At 54.0% G+C, this 13,005-nt stretch carries 13 protein-coding genes; 7 read left to right on the top strand and 6 right to left on the bottom strand.

The annotated features are described in order from the left end of the window. Positions 1 to 90 precede the first annotated feature (90 nt). Positions 91 to 3,228: a multidrug efflux RND transporter permease AcrD gene (gene acrD, locus IV04_RS15785; RefSeq protein ID WP_037395583.1), complete on the top strand. Its 3,138-nt coding sequence runs from the start codon at positions 91 to 93 to the stop codon at positions 3,226 to 3,228. 131 nt (positions 3,229 to 3,359) lie between these two features. Here the strand turns inward: acrD and ypfM are convergent, their stop codons facing one another. Continuing rightward, the gene (gene ypfM, locus IV04_RS26140) at positions 3,360 to 3,419 is read right to left on the bottom strand and encodes a protein YpfM (protein ID WP_100396732.1); all 60 of its coding nucleotides are present in this window, start codon (positions 3,417 to 3,419) and stop codon (positions 3,360 to 3,362) included. 239 nt (positions 3,420 to 3,658) lie between these two features. Here ypfM and IV04_RS15780 point away from each other — a divergent pair, with 239 nt between their 5' ends. From IV04_RS15780 to IV04_RS15755, 6 genes are all read left to right on the top strand, one after another. Beyond that, entirely contained in the window at positions 3,659 to 4,090 is a 432-nt protein-coding gene (locus IV04_RS15780) for a GNAT family N-acetyltransferase (protein ID WP_037395581.1), read from the top strand. Positions 4,091 to 4,116: 26 nt separating this feature from the next. Beyond that, entirely contained in the window at positions 4,117 to 4,428 is a 312-nt protein-coding gene (locus IV04_RS15775) for an isochorismate lyase (RefSeq protein WP_037395580.1), read from the top strand. 169 nt (positions 4,429 to 4,597) lie between these two features. Then, complete coding sequence (locus IV04_RS15770; RefSeq protein WP_037395578.1) at positions 4,598 to 4,963, top strand: ArsC family reductase; 366 nt, start codon at positions 4,598 to 4,600, stop codon at positions 4,961 to 4,963. Further along, positions 4,960 to 6,087, top strand: a complete 1,128-nt coding sequence (gene dapE, locus IV04_RS15765) for a succinyl-diaminopimelate desuccinylase (protein ID WP_037395576.1) — start codon at positions 4,960 to 4,962, stop codon at positions 6,085 to 6,087. Before IV04_RS15770 ends, dapE begins: the two co-directional genes overlap by 4 nt. Next, positions 6,084 to 6,752, top strand: coding sequence for a M15 family metallopeptidase (locus IV04_RS15760; protein ID WP_037395574.1), 669 nt, complete (start codon positions 6,084 to 6,086; stop codon positions 6,750 to 6,752). The genes dapE and IV04_RS15760 overlap by 4 nt, the downstream gene beginning before the upstream one ends. A 2-nt stretch (positions 6,753 to 6,754) precedes the next feature. Then, on the top strand, positions 6,755 to 6,940 hold the full coding sequence (locus tag IV04_RS15755; RefSeq protein WP_037395571.1) for a YpfN family protein: 186 nt from the start codon (positions 6,755 to 6,757) through the stop codon (positions 6,938 to 6,940). A 31-nt stretch (positions 6,941 to 6,971) separates the two neighbouring features. Here the strand turns inward: IV04_RS15755 and ypfH are convergent, their stop codons facing one another. From ypfH to bamC, 5 genes are all read right to left on the bottom strand, one after another. After that, positions 6,972 to 7,661, bottom strand: coding sequence for an esterase (gene ypfH / locus IV04_RS15750; protein WP_037395570.1), 690 nt, complete (start codon positions 7,659 to 7,661; stop codon positions 6,972 to 6,974). A 220-nt stretch (positions 7,662 to 7,881) separates the two neighbouring features. Next, the gene (locus IV04_RS15745) at positions 7,882 to 9,894 is read right to left on the bottom strand and encodes a tRNA(Met) cytidine acetyltransferase TmcA (RefSeq protein WP_037395569.1); all 2,013 of its coding nucleotides are present in this window, start codon (positions 9,892 to 9,894) and stop codon (positions 7,882 to 7,884) included. A 27-nt stretch (positions 9,895 to 9,921) separates the two neighbouring features. Next, positions 9,922 to 10,785, bottom strand: a complete 864-nt coding sequence (locus IV04_RS15740; RefSeq protein WP_037395568.1) for a neutral zinc metallopeptidase — start codon at positions 10,783 to 10,785, stop codon at positions 9,922 to 9,924. A 151-nt stretch (positions 10,786 to 10,936) separates the two neighbouring features. Further along, positions 10,937 to 11,650: a phosphoribosylaminoimidazolesuccinocarboxamide synthase gene (gene purC / locus IV04_RS15735; protein WP_037395566.1), complete on the bottom strand. Its 714-nt coding sequence runs from the start codon at positions 11,648 to 11,650 to the stop codon at positions 10,937 to 10,939. Positions 11,651 to 11,943: 293 nt separating this feature from the next. Then, positions 11,944 to 12,996, bottom strand: coding sequence for an outer membrane protein assembly factor BamC (gene bamC, locus IV04_RS15730; RefSeq protein ID WP_037395564.1), 1,053 nt, complete (start codon positions 12,994 to 12,996; stop codon positions 11,944 to 11,946). Positions 12,997 to 13,005 lie beyond the last annotated feature (9 nt).

Below are 13,005 nucleotides of genomic sequence, written 5' to 3'. Positions count from 1 at the left end.
AAAGTGCAAGAGTGTTGAAGATCGGCTGAACGTTGTACCCATAACAGATGCTGTCAAAAATATAACAAGTCATAACGAGGTTCATGCTGCATGGCCAATTTTTTCATTGACCGCCCTATTTTTGCCTGGGTTTTGGCAATTATTCTTTGCCTGACGGGCACATTGGCAATTTTTTCGTTGCCTATTGAACAATACCCGAACCTCGCTCCGCCTAATGTGCGGATTAGTGCCAATTACCCAGGAGCTTCAGCGCAAACGCTGGAAAACACCGTAACGCAGATTATCGAGCAGAACATGACCGGCCTCGATAACATGATGTACATGTCGTCGCAAAGCACCAATACCGGCCAGGCCAGCGTGACGCTGACGTTCAACGCCGGTACCGACCCCAATCAGGCCATGCAACAGGTGCAAAACCAGCTACAGGGAGCGCTGAAACGCTTGCCGCAAGCGGTACAGCAACAGGGGGTTTCTGTCTCCAAATCCGGTGATACCACGCTGATGATGGTGGCTTTCGTCTCCACCGATGGCAGTATGGATAAGCAGGATATCGCCGATTACCTTGTCTCCAACCTGCAAGATCCGCTCAGCCGCCTTGATGGCGTGGGTAGCATGGACGTTTATGGCTCACAGTACGCGATGCGCATCTGGCTGGATCCAAACAAACTCACCAGCTATAAATTGACCACGCAGGATGTGATCAGCGCGATCGGGGCGCAGAACGCCCAAGTGGCGGTAGGCCAACTGGGCGGGACTCCGTCGGTAGACAAACAGGCGCTTAACGCCACCATCAACGCCCAATCCCAGTTGCAGACGCCAGAGCAATTCCGCGAGATCACCCTGCGCGTTAACCAGGATGGTTCCATGGTCACACTGGGTGATGTCGCTACCGTTGAACTCGGCGGCGAAAACTACAACTTCCTCAGCCGCTATAACGGCCTGCAAGCCGCCGGGATGAATATCAAACTGGCTTCCGGCGCTAACGAACTGCAAACCGATCAACTGGTGAAAAACAAACTCGCCGAGCTGGCGCACTATTTCCCATCTGGGCTGGAAGCAAAAATCGCCTATGAAACCACGCCGTTCGTTAAAGCATCGATTAAAGACGTGGTGAAAACGCTGCTGGAAGCCATCGCACTGGTGTTTCTGGTGATGTACCTGTTCCTGCAAAACTTCCGCGCGACGCTGATCCCGACCATCGCCGTTCCAGTCGTGCTGATGGGTACCTTCACCATTCTTGCCGCCTTTGGCTACAGCATTAACACCCTGACAATGTTCGCTATGGTCCTGGCGATCGGCCTGTTGGTGGACGATGCCATCGTGGTAGTGGAAAACGTTGAACGCGTGATGAGTGAAGAAGGATTACCACCGCGCGAGGCAACGCGTAAGTCTATGGGGCAAATTCAGGGAGCGCTGGTGGGGATCGCCATGGTGCTTTCAGCAGTATTTATTCCCATGGCGTTCTTTGGCGGCACTACCGGGGCAATTTATCGCCAGTTCTCGATCACTATCGTTTCTGCCATGGTGCTGTCGGTGTTGGTGGCAATGATCCTGACCCCAGCACTGTGCGCTACCCTGCTGAAACCGCTCACCAAAGGCCACCACCATGGCAAGCGTGGTTTCTTTGGCTGGTTCAACCGCATGTTCAACCGTAGCGCTGAACGCTATGAACGCGGTGTCGCGCGCGTGCTGCATCACAGCCTCCGCTATCTGGCGATTTACCTGCTGTTGCTCGGCGGGATGGCTTTGTTGTTCCTGAAACTGCCGACCTCATTCCTGCCGCAGGAAGATCGCGGCGTGTTCACCGTGCAGGTGCAACTGCCAACAGGTTCAACCCTGCAGCAAACCACCAAAGTAGTGGAAAAGGTGGAGCAGTATTTCCTGAGTAAAGAACAAGATAACGTGCTGTCGGTATTTTCCACCATTGGCTCTGGGCCAGGGGGAAATGGGCAGAACGTAGCCCGGATGTTTATCCGCCTGAAAGACTGGGAACTACGCACGTCGGGGGCCAACAGCTCCTTCGATATTATCGATCGCGCGACCAAGGCCTTCGCCAAGATCAATGAAGCCAGAGTGATCGCCAGCAGCCCACCAGCGATTACCGGGCTGGGTAACGCTGCGGGCTTTGATATGCAGCTAGAGGATCATGCCGGGCTGGGCCACGCTAAGCTGATGGCGGCACGCGATCAATTGCTGCAACTGGCGGGGCAGAACCCGCAGTTATCCCGCGTGCGCCATAACGGCCTGGATGATAGCCCGCAGTTGCAGATCGATATCGATCAACGCAAAGCGCAGGCGCTGGGCGTTGCGATTAGCGATATAAACAGCACGCTGTCAACGGCCTGGGGCTCAACCTACGTGAACGACTTTGTCGATCGTGGACGAGTGAAGAAAGTGTATGTACAGGCCGCAGCCCCTTTCCGCATGCTGCCGGAAGATATCAATAAATGGTACGTGCGCAACAGCAGCGGTGGCATGGTGCCGTTCTCCGCCTTTGCCACATCGCATTGGAATTTCGGTTCACCACGTCTTGAACGCTATAACGGCAGTTCAACGGTCGAAATTGTTGGTGAAGCCGCTGCCGGTGTCAGTACCGGCACCGCAATGCTTGAGATGGAAAAACTCGTCAGCCAGTTGCCGGTCGGTTTTGGCCTCGAATGGACCGCAATGTCTTATCAGGAGCGGCTGTCTGGCTCACAGGCCCCGGCGCTGTATGCCATCTCGCTGCTGGTAGTATTCCTGTGCCTGGCGGCCCTGTATGAAAGCTGGTCGATCCCGTTCTCGGTCATGCTGGTTGTGCCGCTTGGGGTGATTGGTGCCGTAGCTGCCACTTGGCTGCGCGGGCTGGAAAATGACGTCTACTTCCAGGTGGGGCTATTGACGATTATCGGGTTGTCCGCCAAGAACGCCATCCTGATCGTCGAATTTGCCAATGAACTCAATCAGAAAGGGCAAGACCTGATGGCCGCCACGCTGGAAGCTTCGCGCATGCGTCTGCGCCCGATTCTGATGACCTCACTGGCCTTTATCTTCGGCGTCTTGCCGATGACCATCAGCTCTGGTGCCGGTTCAGGTAGCCAACACGCTGTCGGTACCGGTGTGATGGGCGGCATGATTTCCGCCACCGTTCTGGCTATTTTCTTTGTGCCACTGTTCTTTGTTCTGGTGCGCCGCCGCTTCCCTGGTAAGCATGCAGTGCCGTCAGCGGCAGAAAAAAGTAGCGAATAATACGCGTAAAAAAAGCAGCATCAGCGAACCGATGCTGCTTTATTTTTATTACTACAACTTATGTTTTGTACCCAAGGTGTTTTAAGTAAAAAAAACCAATCAACTGCCTTGTTGTCAGCTTCAAGCCGGTGTTAGTTACCTAACATCTCGTCAATGAAGTCTTTCCAGTTTCCTAACTCACGATCAACCATAATACCTTTACTGCCTCCATTAAAAATCACCCACATTTTACGCCCATTTTTTGACCACGTGAAGCATTTTGGGAACGCTGTTAGACGTGACAGACGGTGGCAGATCATATTTTCAATGGAATCAAAAAGCTGATGAAATCCCGTATTCCCTTGTACGATCAATTCTTCCGTAGTAGCGTGCCGATAGGCTAAAAAAACTGCATTATGCAGACTTTGAACACATCAGTTAGGAGCAAACCATGGAGATCTTTGTCAGCCTTAGCCATTGCCACATTGACTGGCAACAGTTAGCTGAACTGTTGGAAGCCGCAGGATTGGGCAAGCGCGACCCACAGATGATGAAGAAGGTTTATCAAAACAGTCAGTTCTGTTATTTCGGCTTCGTTAAGGGTGAACTAATGGCTACCGCTCATGCTATCAGCGATATGACTTCGGTAGCTTATCTGGCAGATGTTGCTATCCACCCGCGCTTGCAAGGGCATGGCTACGGCCATCAGTTAATGGCGCGCGTAATGCAGGATTTGGCTCCGCTCGGCAAGGTATTTATCTACTCGGTACCCGATAAGCTGACATTTTATAAGAAATACGGTTTCCACGATCTGACCACCGGTATGGTTTATGCGCAAGGTACGGTTCTCGAACGTTTACAGAATAACGGGTATGTCCGCTGATATCGTTTTAAATAATAGGGGAGCTTATGAAAAGACTATCACCGCAGGATTGCAGCAATATGGAAGATATACGTGCTGAGATCGACATTATGGATCAACAAATCATTAAATTATTTGCCCAACGTTTTGAATATGTCAAAGCCGCGGCAAAATTCAAAACCAGCCCCGACGCCGTGCGGGCAAAAGCACGCTTTGAGGCCATGATCCAAACCAGAAGGCAATGGGCCAGTGAAAACGGCCTGAGCCCAGATGTAATTGAAAGCCTCTATACGGAACTGGTGAATTACTTTATCAGCGAGGAATTGAAACACTGGTCAAAGCAACAGGCTCATCACTGAACTGCTTCTGTCTTGAAAGATAAAAGCTTTCACCTTCCCCCATCTTTGCGCTCCTTCGTTGTGGAACTCTTGACTGTTTTTCGGCATGCTGAGCGCTGATTTCTATTTTCCGCTACGAGCGGTTTGCCACCGCCTGTTCGGTGGGTTGCTGCAGAGAAGGTTTTTCTTTATGAAGTTAACTATGTTTGGCATCAAAAATTGCGACACCATCAAGAAAGCGCGCCGCTGGCTGGAAGAACAGGGCGTCGCTTACCAATTCCACGACTATCGCGCAGACGGGCTGAGCGAACAGCAGTTGCGTGATTTTGTCGAACGCCTTGGCTGGCAAGCACTGCTGAACACCCGTGGTACCACCTGGCGCAAGCTGGATGAAGCACAACGCAATGCCTGCGATAATGCCGATGCGGCCATCGCTCTGATGCTGGAGCAACCCGCCATGATCAAACGCCCATTGTTAGACGATGGCAACGGCCATGCTCTGTTGGGTTTCAGTAGCGACAGCTATCAGCAATTTCTCACCGAGGTTAAATCATGATCTGCCCTGTTATTGAACTGGCGCAACAGCTAATCAAGCGCCCTTCCCTCAGCCCGCACGATGAAGGCTGCCAGGAGATTATGATTGCCCGTCTGAAGGCCATCGGTTTCACCATTGAGCCAATGAACTTTGGCGATACGCAGAATTTCTGGGCCTGGCGCGGCCAAGGCGAAACGCTGGCCTTTGCTGGGCACACCGATGTTGTGCCCACTGGTGATGAAAAAAATTGGCAGAACCCGCCCTTCGAACCCACCATCCGCGATGGCATGCTCTATGGGCGCGGCGCGGCAGATATGAAAGGCTCGTTGGCGGCAATGATAGTGGCCGCAGAACGCTTTGTGGCTGCGCACCCCAATCATCAGGGACGCCTGGCGTTTCTGATCACCTCCGATGAAGAAGCCAGCGCCACACATGGCACTGTGAAAGTGGTAGAAGCCCTGAAAGCTCGCAGCGAGCGCCTCGATTATTGCCTGGTGGGCGAACCTTCCAGCACCGAACGCGTGGGGGATGTGGTGAAAAATGGTCGACGTGGATCGATCACCGCTAGTCTACATATTCATGGTATTCAGGGCCATGTTGCCTATCCACATTTGGCAGATAACCCGGTTCACCGTGCCATACCCGCGCTGAACGAACTGGTAGCGATCGAGTGGGATCAGGGCAACGAATTCTTCCCCCCCACCAGCATGCAAATTGCCAACGTGCAGGCTGGCACCGGCAGTAACAACGTGATCCCTGGTGATATGTTCGTGCAGTTCAACTTCCGTTTCAGCACCGAACTGACCGATGCCATCATTAAACAGCGCGTGCAGGAACTGCTGGATCGCCATCAGTTGAATTACACTCTCGACTGGTGGTTATCGGGCCAGCCATTCCTGACCGCCCGTGGATCGCTGGTGGATGCAGTGGTCAATGCTGTGGAACACTATTCCGAAGTGACGCCGCAATTGCTGACCACTGGCGGCACCTCTGATGGTCGTTTTATCGCCCAAATGGGCGCTCAAGTGGTTGAACTTGGCCCGGTGAATGCCACCATCCACAAAGTTAATGAATGTGTCCATGCTGCCGATTTGCAGTTACTCAGCCGTATGTACCAGCGCATTATGGAGCAACTGGTCGCATGATCACGCCGGAAATGCTGACCGGGCGCTCAACGGAACACTTGGCACCGCTGAGTGGTAACCATCGTCTGCAACCGGCAGCGGTCGAGGCTTTCCGCGCTATGCAGCGAGCCGCCAAAGCAGCCGGATTTGATCTGCAACCTGCCAGCACTTTCCGGGATTTTGACCGGCAACTGGCGATCTGGAACGGTAAGTTCTGCGGCGAGCGACCCGTTTTGGATAAGGACAGCCAGCCGATAGATATCACACCGCTGTCTGCCGCCGAGCGTTGCGAAGCGATTATGCGCTGGTCCGCGTTGCCCGGAGCCAGCCGCCATCATTGGGGCAGCGATCTGGATATTTACGATCCGTCCCTGCTGCCAACCGGGCAGAAATTGCAGTTGGAACCTTGGGAATATCTGGAAGGTGGCTATTTTTATCCGCTGAATCAGTGGTTGACTGAACATATGGCTGACTTCGGGTTTTACCGCCCGTTTACCGAAGAACAAGGTGGCGTCGCGGCAGAACCCTGGCATCTTAGCTACCGCCCATTGGCACAGGAGGCTGAACGGTTATTAACCCCCGCACTGTTGCTGGTAGCCTGGCAGGATAAAGACGTTGCCGGTGCGCAATGGCTCGCCAGCCATTTGCCTGCAATATTTTCGCGTTTTATATATGGAAAGGGTTAAATATGCATTGGTTAGCGGACTACTGGTGGGTGATCTTAGTGATACTGGTCGGTATGGTGCTTAACGGCATCAAAGAATTACGCCGTCTGGATCATAAAAAATTCATGGCCAACAAACCCGAATTACCACCGCACCGCGATAACAACGCCCAGTGGGACGATGAAGAAGACTGGCCGAAGAAGAAATAACCTCAGGGCGCACGCATTGGCGCCCTGCAGTTTATTTAAAAGCGATCAAATCACCGCGTTTGCCGAACATCGCTTCTTCCCAATAGCGCTGTGGCACGTAGTAATGCAGACGTTCCAGTGCCAGGTTCATCATGCCCTGATTGATGGCATGCCCGACACCTTCCTCAACATCCAGCGTAAAGTCACAGCCAACGGCCTGTAACTGGGCTGCCGCCGCGCACGCATGTTCCACCGCGATAACCGCATCGGTCTCACCGTGGATCAGGTGCACCACGCTTTCGCCAAAATCTGTTTCTGGCAACTGGGCAAAACGACCACTGAAGGCCACGACGCGCCCAGCCAGCTTAGGCTCAGCTTTCAAGCCTTCTAACGCCATGATGGAACCTTGTGAGAAACCAACCAACGCGGTTCCCGCATAGCCCACACCGCTTTGCTGCTGCCAGTAACGCACGCTTTCAACAAACTTTGGCATCACCTCGGTAATACGTTCTGCGCGGTTCGCCTCCGTAATCCCCTGCACCGAGAACCACTGGCGGCCATTGCCCAGGCCAGAAGCAAACGGCCCACCGATGCTCACCACCAGCGCCTGCGGGAAATCCTTGGCGAAATAACTGCCGATCTCCCCCATCGCGACCGGGTTATCACCCACGCCATGAAACAGCAGGATCAACTGCTCAGCCGGGGTTGCAGGGCTTTGCACAACAAAGTGTTCATGTTTCATGGGGTACTCCTCAGTAAATAGCGATCCGAACTACCAATAACTATATACCCGTCATACTTCAAGTTGCTTGGGTGTTGGCTGCACACCGTCGCCCCAGTCACATAGTGGGCTATGCTCCTGGGGTCTCCGTTGCTGGCCGCCTACAAGCAACTCGAATTATTTTGAGTATACACCGTTGAGAAATCGCGAAAATCGGGTTTTATTGAATAACTCTTTCCATTTATTGCAATGATTGAGACCACTGCTGCCAATGTTGGCAACGCGGGCGATCTAACTGTTCGAGCGCCTGCGCAACCTCTTGCCGCCAATGGCGCAGCAGCGCTTTATAGCCACTTAAGCCATGTTCAGCCGCACACTGCACCTGGCTCTGCTGCTGTTGCAAATGGCTACGCAGAGCCGCGATTGGCAAGGCAGAGTTCAACAGTAAGCGTTGCAGCGCCCCCAGGCTAGCTTCCAGTGGCCGATGGGCAAAAGCGAAACCGGCCAATTCGCGCCAGTCTTCTTCATTCAGCAGCAGATCGCCTTCATCACCCGCAATCGTTAGCTGTAACTCAATGCGCTGTTGTAACCAATGCCAGTCACGCAGTAAATGTTTATGCGCGGCATGACACAATGCCTCCCCCTGTTCGCTCAATGGCAACAGCGCCATGGCGGTATAGCAACCGCTGCTGGCTTCCGGCTTACTGCCAATACGCACCAGGGTAAAACCGCAGGACTGCCAGAAACGCCACAGCGGTTCGGTATAGCCAAAGCTGACGGAAAGAAAATCCAGCCCTTGTGAGGATTGTTTTTGCTGTTCAATGAGCCGCCTGGCGATCCCCTGCTGACGCAACGCTGGCAATACCGCAATGCGGGTCACACGGCGTGAACGCAGCGTTGGGGCCCACCATTGGCCGCCGTGGGCCGCCAGAGATTGCGCCACCAGGTTGCCACGCGGTCTTCTGCGGCCAGCCCAAACCTCATGGGCCAGTTCAGCGCTCAAGCCGCCTTCATCCACCAACCACAGCGCTCCCACGATCTCGTCCGCCAACGCAGCCGCACTAAAATGCATACCCGGCGCATCCATCAGGCGGCGCAAATCCAGTGGCGAAGTGCGGTAGTGAGCGCTGCTGAGCAACGCATAAAAACGCCTCAGCCGCAGGGGATCGGCACATAACTCCGCTTGCTCAAGCGGGTTGATGCTCAGCGTTTGGTTAATTGCTGGCCACACCGGCTCTTCATTAAACAACAAGGCGTTATCGATGATACGCTCTAAGGCATCCCCCGCCGCCCAACGGATGGGTTGCTGCAGGCTGAGTGGCTGCCAACGCGGCAATGTGGCACAGAACTTGAGCAGAAAGCCACGACCGGTGCCTTCGTAACCCTGTACCGTCGTGGTCAACAATACACGCGGGAAATAGCTAACCAGCCGTTGCAGCACAGGGCCGGGGATCGCGGCAGCTTCATCCACCAGTAACCAACCAACCTCGCTAACGCTATGCTCAGCACAATATTGCAACAAAGCGTCCGGTGCCCAGAATGGTGCCTTGCCGCCCGCCCAGGTGCTGGTGACTTCGGTTGCCGCACGGCTTGGCCCGGTGAGCCAACAGGTTAGCGGGCTGACTGCCACCAGCATCCCGGCCAAGGTGGATTTCCCCCGGCCACGCGCCGCCGTCAGCACCCAAACGCCGCTTTCTGCTGCCAGTAGACGTGCCAAAATGGCCTGTTGCTCGCTACTGGGCTTGCCCTGCGGCAACTGCCAATCTGCCCGTTCCGGCAATTCCGCCAAGCGTAGTGATTCTCCCTGCCGCCACAGCGTCACTTCACTGTCTGCCACCAACTGTTGCTGCAAATGAGCGATGAAATTGGGTGTCGCGATCGGTTGTGGGCAATCGCTCCAGCGCAGGCTGTCGCTGTCCGGCTGTTGCCCCCAGTCTGACCAAGCAGGAACCAGTAACAATAACCAGCTACCGGCACGCAATGTACCGCAAAGCTGAGCCAACGCTTCTACGTCCAGCCCTTGCGTAGCATCAAAAACGGCATGCAGGCGTTCCTGCCCCAACAGCGTTTTAACCGCGCCACTGCTTAAAGCTTGCGCATTGGCAGGTGCTGCATTACCCACCCACAACCAATCCCCCGGCAGTGACGCAGCCAGTTGTTGAGCCTGAGTACAACACCACTGCGGTTCACCGCTGAGAACCAGCAAACGGCGAATCCCCTGCCGCTGCATGAGTGGCTGCATTGTCTGTAACATCAAAAACTACGCCTGAAGGGGAACAAATCAACGGGCAGCAAAGGTATTACATTTATTCGGGTCACCACTGTCGAATCCTTGTTTAAACCAAGTGTAACGCTGCTGCGAAGTGCCGTGGGTGAAACTATCCGGCACCACCCGGCCCTGGCTTTGTTGCTGTAAGCGATCGTCGCCAATCGCCTGCGCTGCGTTCAACGCCTGCTGCAAATCACCAGCCTCCAGCATGTTTTGCCGCTGAGCATAATGCCCCCAAACCCCGGCAAAGCAGTCTGCCTGCAATTCCATTTTCACCGAAAGGCGATTGACCTCTACCTGGCTGGCCCCCTGCTGCATCTGGCGGACTTTCCGTTCGATCCCCAACAGGTTCTGGACGTGATGCCCAACCTCATGCGCCACCACATAGGCCTGCGCAAAATCACCACCGGCACCCAGTTTGGTTTTCATATCCTGATAAAATGACAAATCGATATACACCGTGCCGTCCGCCGGGCAGTAGAACGGCCCCATCACCGACTGGCCAGTTCCGCAACCGGTACGCGTGGCCCCGCGATACATCACCAGTTTCGGATCCCGATACTGTTTACCTGTCTGCTGGAAAATTTCATGCCAGCTATCTTCGGTCGACGCCAGTACCACCGAGGTGAATTTGGCCAGTTCATCGTCTTTGGGGCTGATCCTGACGCTTTGCTGCTGCGTTGGCGGTGCCATGTCGCCGCCGTTCAGCAACGGTGTCAGATCGATACCGTAGTAACCGGCAACCAGCACCACCACCAGAATGATAATGCCGCCTTTGCCGCCAATCGGTGGGCGAAAACCGCCACCCCCCATGCCAGAGGATTGCCCACGACGATCTTCAACATTGTCACTTTCCCGACGCCCCTGCCAACGCATATGTAAAACTCCAGAATAAATAAATGGTGTGGGTACGCAGATGATTATAGAGGGTTGGTCCCGCAGGAAATGCAGTTATTTTCTGGAAATAAAAAGAAAACGGGGCATTTCTACTGAATGCCCCGTATTGAACTAGGTGGCGGAAAGAAGTTTAGTCGAGGTTCACACCGATGCGGCGAGCGACCTCCTCATAAGCCTCGATCAGGCCCCCCAGGCTCTGGCGGAAACGGTCTTTATCCATTTTATCCAGGGTATTTTTGTCCCACAGGCGGCTGCCGTCTGGCGAGAATTCATCACCCAACACCACTTCGCCCTTGAACAGGCCAAACTCCAGTTTGAAATCCACCAGGATCAAACCGGCGTCGTCGAACAGTTTGCTCAACACCTCGTTGGCCTTGTAGCTCAATTCACGCATACGTGCCAAATGCTCTTTGCTCACCCAACCAAAAGTTTCGCAGTAAGATTCGTTAACCATCGGATCGTGCATGGCGTCATTCTTCAGGAACAGATCAAACAGCGGCGGGTTCAGCGGCAGGCCTTCTTCAATCCCTAAACGCTTGACCAAAGATCCGGCAGCGCGGTTACGGATCACACATTCAACCGGCACCATGTCCAGCTTTTGCACCAGCACTTCGGTATCTGACAGCAGACGTTCCATCTGCGTCGGAATACCGGCCTCTTCCAGCTTGCTCATAATGAAATGGTTGAACTTGTTGTTCACCATCCCTTTGCGATCGAACTGCTCAATGCGCTGACCATCCAGTGCTGACGTATCGTTACGGAATTCCAGCACCAGCAGATCAGGATTTTCGGTGGTGTAGACGGTTTTCGCCTTTCCGCGATACAACTCAGCTAGCTTTTGCATCTTAACTTACTCCAGTGAGGTTATACCTTTCGGCTGCCTATACCCGTCATACTTCAAGTTGCTTGGGTGTTGGCTGCCTTCACTCACCCCAGTCACTTACCTTAGTAAGCTCCTGGGGCCTCGCTCCGTTGCCGCCTACAAGCAACTCGAATTATTTTGGGTATACAACGTACCGGGTATAGAAAATTGACCTAATAAATTCTTTGGCGTGCTGGTGGCTATTGTGCCAAACCCGTGACGCAAACGATACCGTTTCGGCAAAACAAAAAGGGGCCGCAGCCCCTTATGATGGATTATTTAACGCTGGTTTTGCTGAAAGCCGCCTGGAATGCCGCCACCAAGGCATCATTCTGCGCTTGAGGCAACGGTTTCCCTTTGGAATCGATAAATTGCAGGCTGGTACGGTTATTCAAATCACCGATCTGCAGTTTGTAATCGCCCGATTTCAACTCTGGATCTTTCACCCCCAGAGCATCCCAGTCGCTACTGCTCAAGGATTTATAGGTTACGGCAATGGTACCCTGCGGACGGCTGCGGTCACCCACTTTCATCCCCAGCTTTTCCAAAGCCGCTGGCAAACGATCCCACACAGCAGCGTAAGGCGCACGCACGATCAGCACTGGTAAGCCTACGTCATCGGCACCACTCTGCACGTCCAGTGCTCCGATACCGTTAGCCACACGGCTGCTCGCCAGATTGTCCTGCTTATCCAGATTTTCGACGATAGAGTTCATCATCATGCTGCTATAGCGCTGAATCTCTGCAGGATCGGTCACCTCTTCGGTTTTACCCTGCTGGCGCAACCCTAGTGTTTTCACTACCAGCGCCTGCTGATAACCCTGTTTCTGCACGTTGATTTGGTAACGGCCTTCGTACTGGGTATCTTCATCCAGACGGTTCCACTTCACCCAATCCGTAGTCAGAGTCTGGTTGGCTTCCTGCTGAGAAGCAATTGGCATGTTTTTCGCCTGCAGCGAGCTGACGACACGTGGCCACAGGTTCTGGTTCTGCGGGCTGTTCTCCAGCAGCAATGTGCTGCTGTTGCCGCTGTTCTGGCTGCGGGAACCGCTCAGCAAAGCCAGAGGCTGCGACGGAGGCCGGATATCCAGTTGCTTGCCGACAGGGCCTTTTTGCGCACTGGCCGAGACTTCAAAATCACCGGATTGTATCGGCAGGCTCAGACCAGCAGGCGCGCTCAGCGGTTTGAGCGGTGCGGCATCGAGATAGGACTCATCGCCGCTGACTTGGCGTTTGTAACGCTGATCGGTGGAACAGGCCGCCAGCGTCATGACAAGCGCTAACCCTACGACTGTTGCTACCGTCGACTTTTGCAATGAATAAGCCATCAAATCTCC

The organism is Serratia sp. Ag1 (assembly GCF_000743355.1).
In the GTDB taxonomy this organism is placed as follows: Bacteria; Pseudomonadota; Gammaproteobacteria; order Enterobacterales; family Enterobacteriaceae; genus Chania.
Note: the sequence above shows the minus strand (reverse complement) of the source record. Positions and strands in the feature narration are given on the sequence as shown.

What these genes read in the sequence shown, in the direction of transcription:
- acrD (WP_037395583.1), top strand. Translation starts at nt 91, where the DNA reads ATGGCCAATTTTTTCATTGACCGCCCTATTTTTGCCTGGGTTTTGGCA.
- IV04_RS15780 (WP_037395581.1), top strand. Translation starts at nt 3,659, where the DNA reads ATGGAGATCTTTGTCAGCCTTAGCCATTGCCACATTGACTGGCAACAG.
- IV04_RS15775 (WP_037395580.1), top strand. Translation starts at nt 4,117, where the DNA reads ATGAAAAGACTATCACCGCAGGATTGCAGCAATATGGAAGATATACGT.
- IV04_RS15770 (WP_037395578.1), top strand. Translation starts at nt 4,598, where the DNA reads ATGAAGTTAACTATGTTTGGCATCAAAAATTGCGACACCATCAAGAAA.
- dapE (WP_037395576.1), top strand. Translation starts at nt 4,960, where the DNA reads ATGATCTGCCCTGTTATTGAACTGGCGCAACAGCTAATCAAGCGCCCT.
- IV04_RS15760 (WP_037395574.1), top strand. Translation starts at nt 6,084, where the DNA reads ATGATCACGCCGGAAATGCTGACCGGGCGCTCAACGGAACACTTGGCA.
- IV04_RS15755 (WP_037395571.1), top strand. Translation starts at nt 6,755, where the DNA reads ATGCATTGGTTAGCGGACTACTGGTGGGTGATCTTAGTGATACTGGTC.
- ypfH (WP_037395570.1), bottom strand. Translation starts at nt 7,661, where the DNA reads ATGAAACATGAACACTTTGTTGTGCAAAGCCCTGCAACCCCGGCTGAG.
- IV04_RS15745 (WP_037395569.1), bottom strand. Translation starts at nt 9,894, where the DNA reads ATGTTACAGACAATGCAGCCACTCATGCAGCGGCAGGGGATTCGCCGT.
- IV04_RS15740 (WP_037395568.1), bottom strand. Translation starts at nt 10,785, where the DNA reads ATGCGTTGGCAGGGGCGTCGGGAAAGTGACAATGTTGAAGATCGTCGT.
- purC (WP_037395566.1), bottom strand. Translation starts at nt 11,650, where the DNA reads ATGCAAAAGCTAGCTGAGTTGTATCGCGGAAAGGCGAAAACCGTCTAC.
- bamC (WP_037395564.1), bottom strand. Translation starts at nt 12,996, where the DNA reads ATGGCTTATTCATTGCAAAAGTCGACGGTAGCAACAGTCGTAGGGTTA.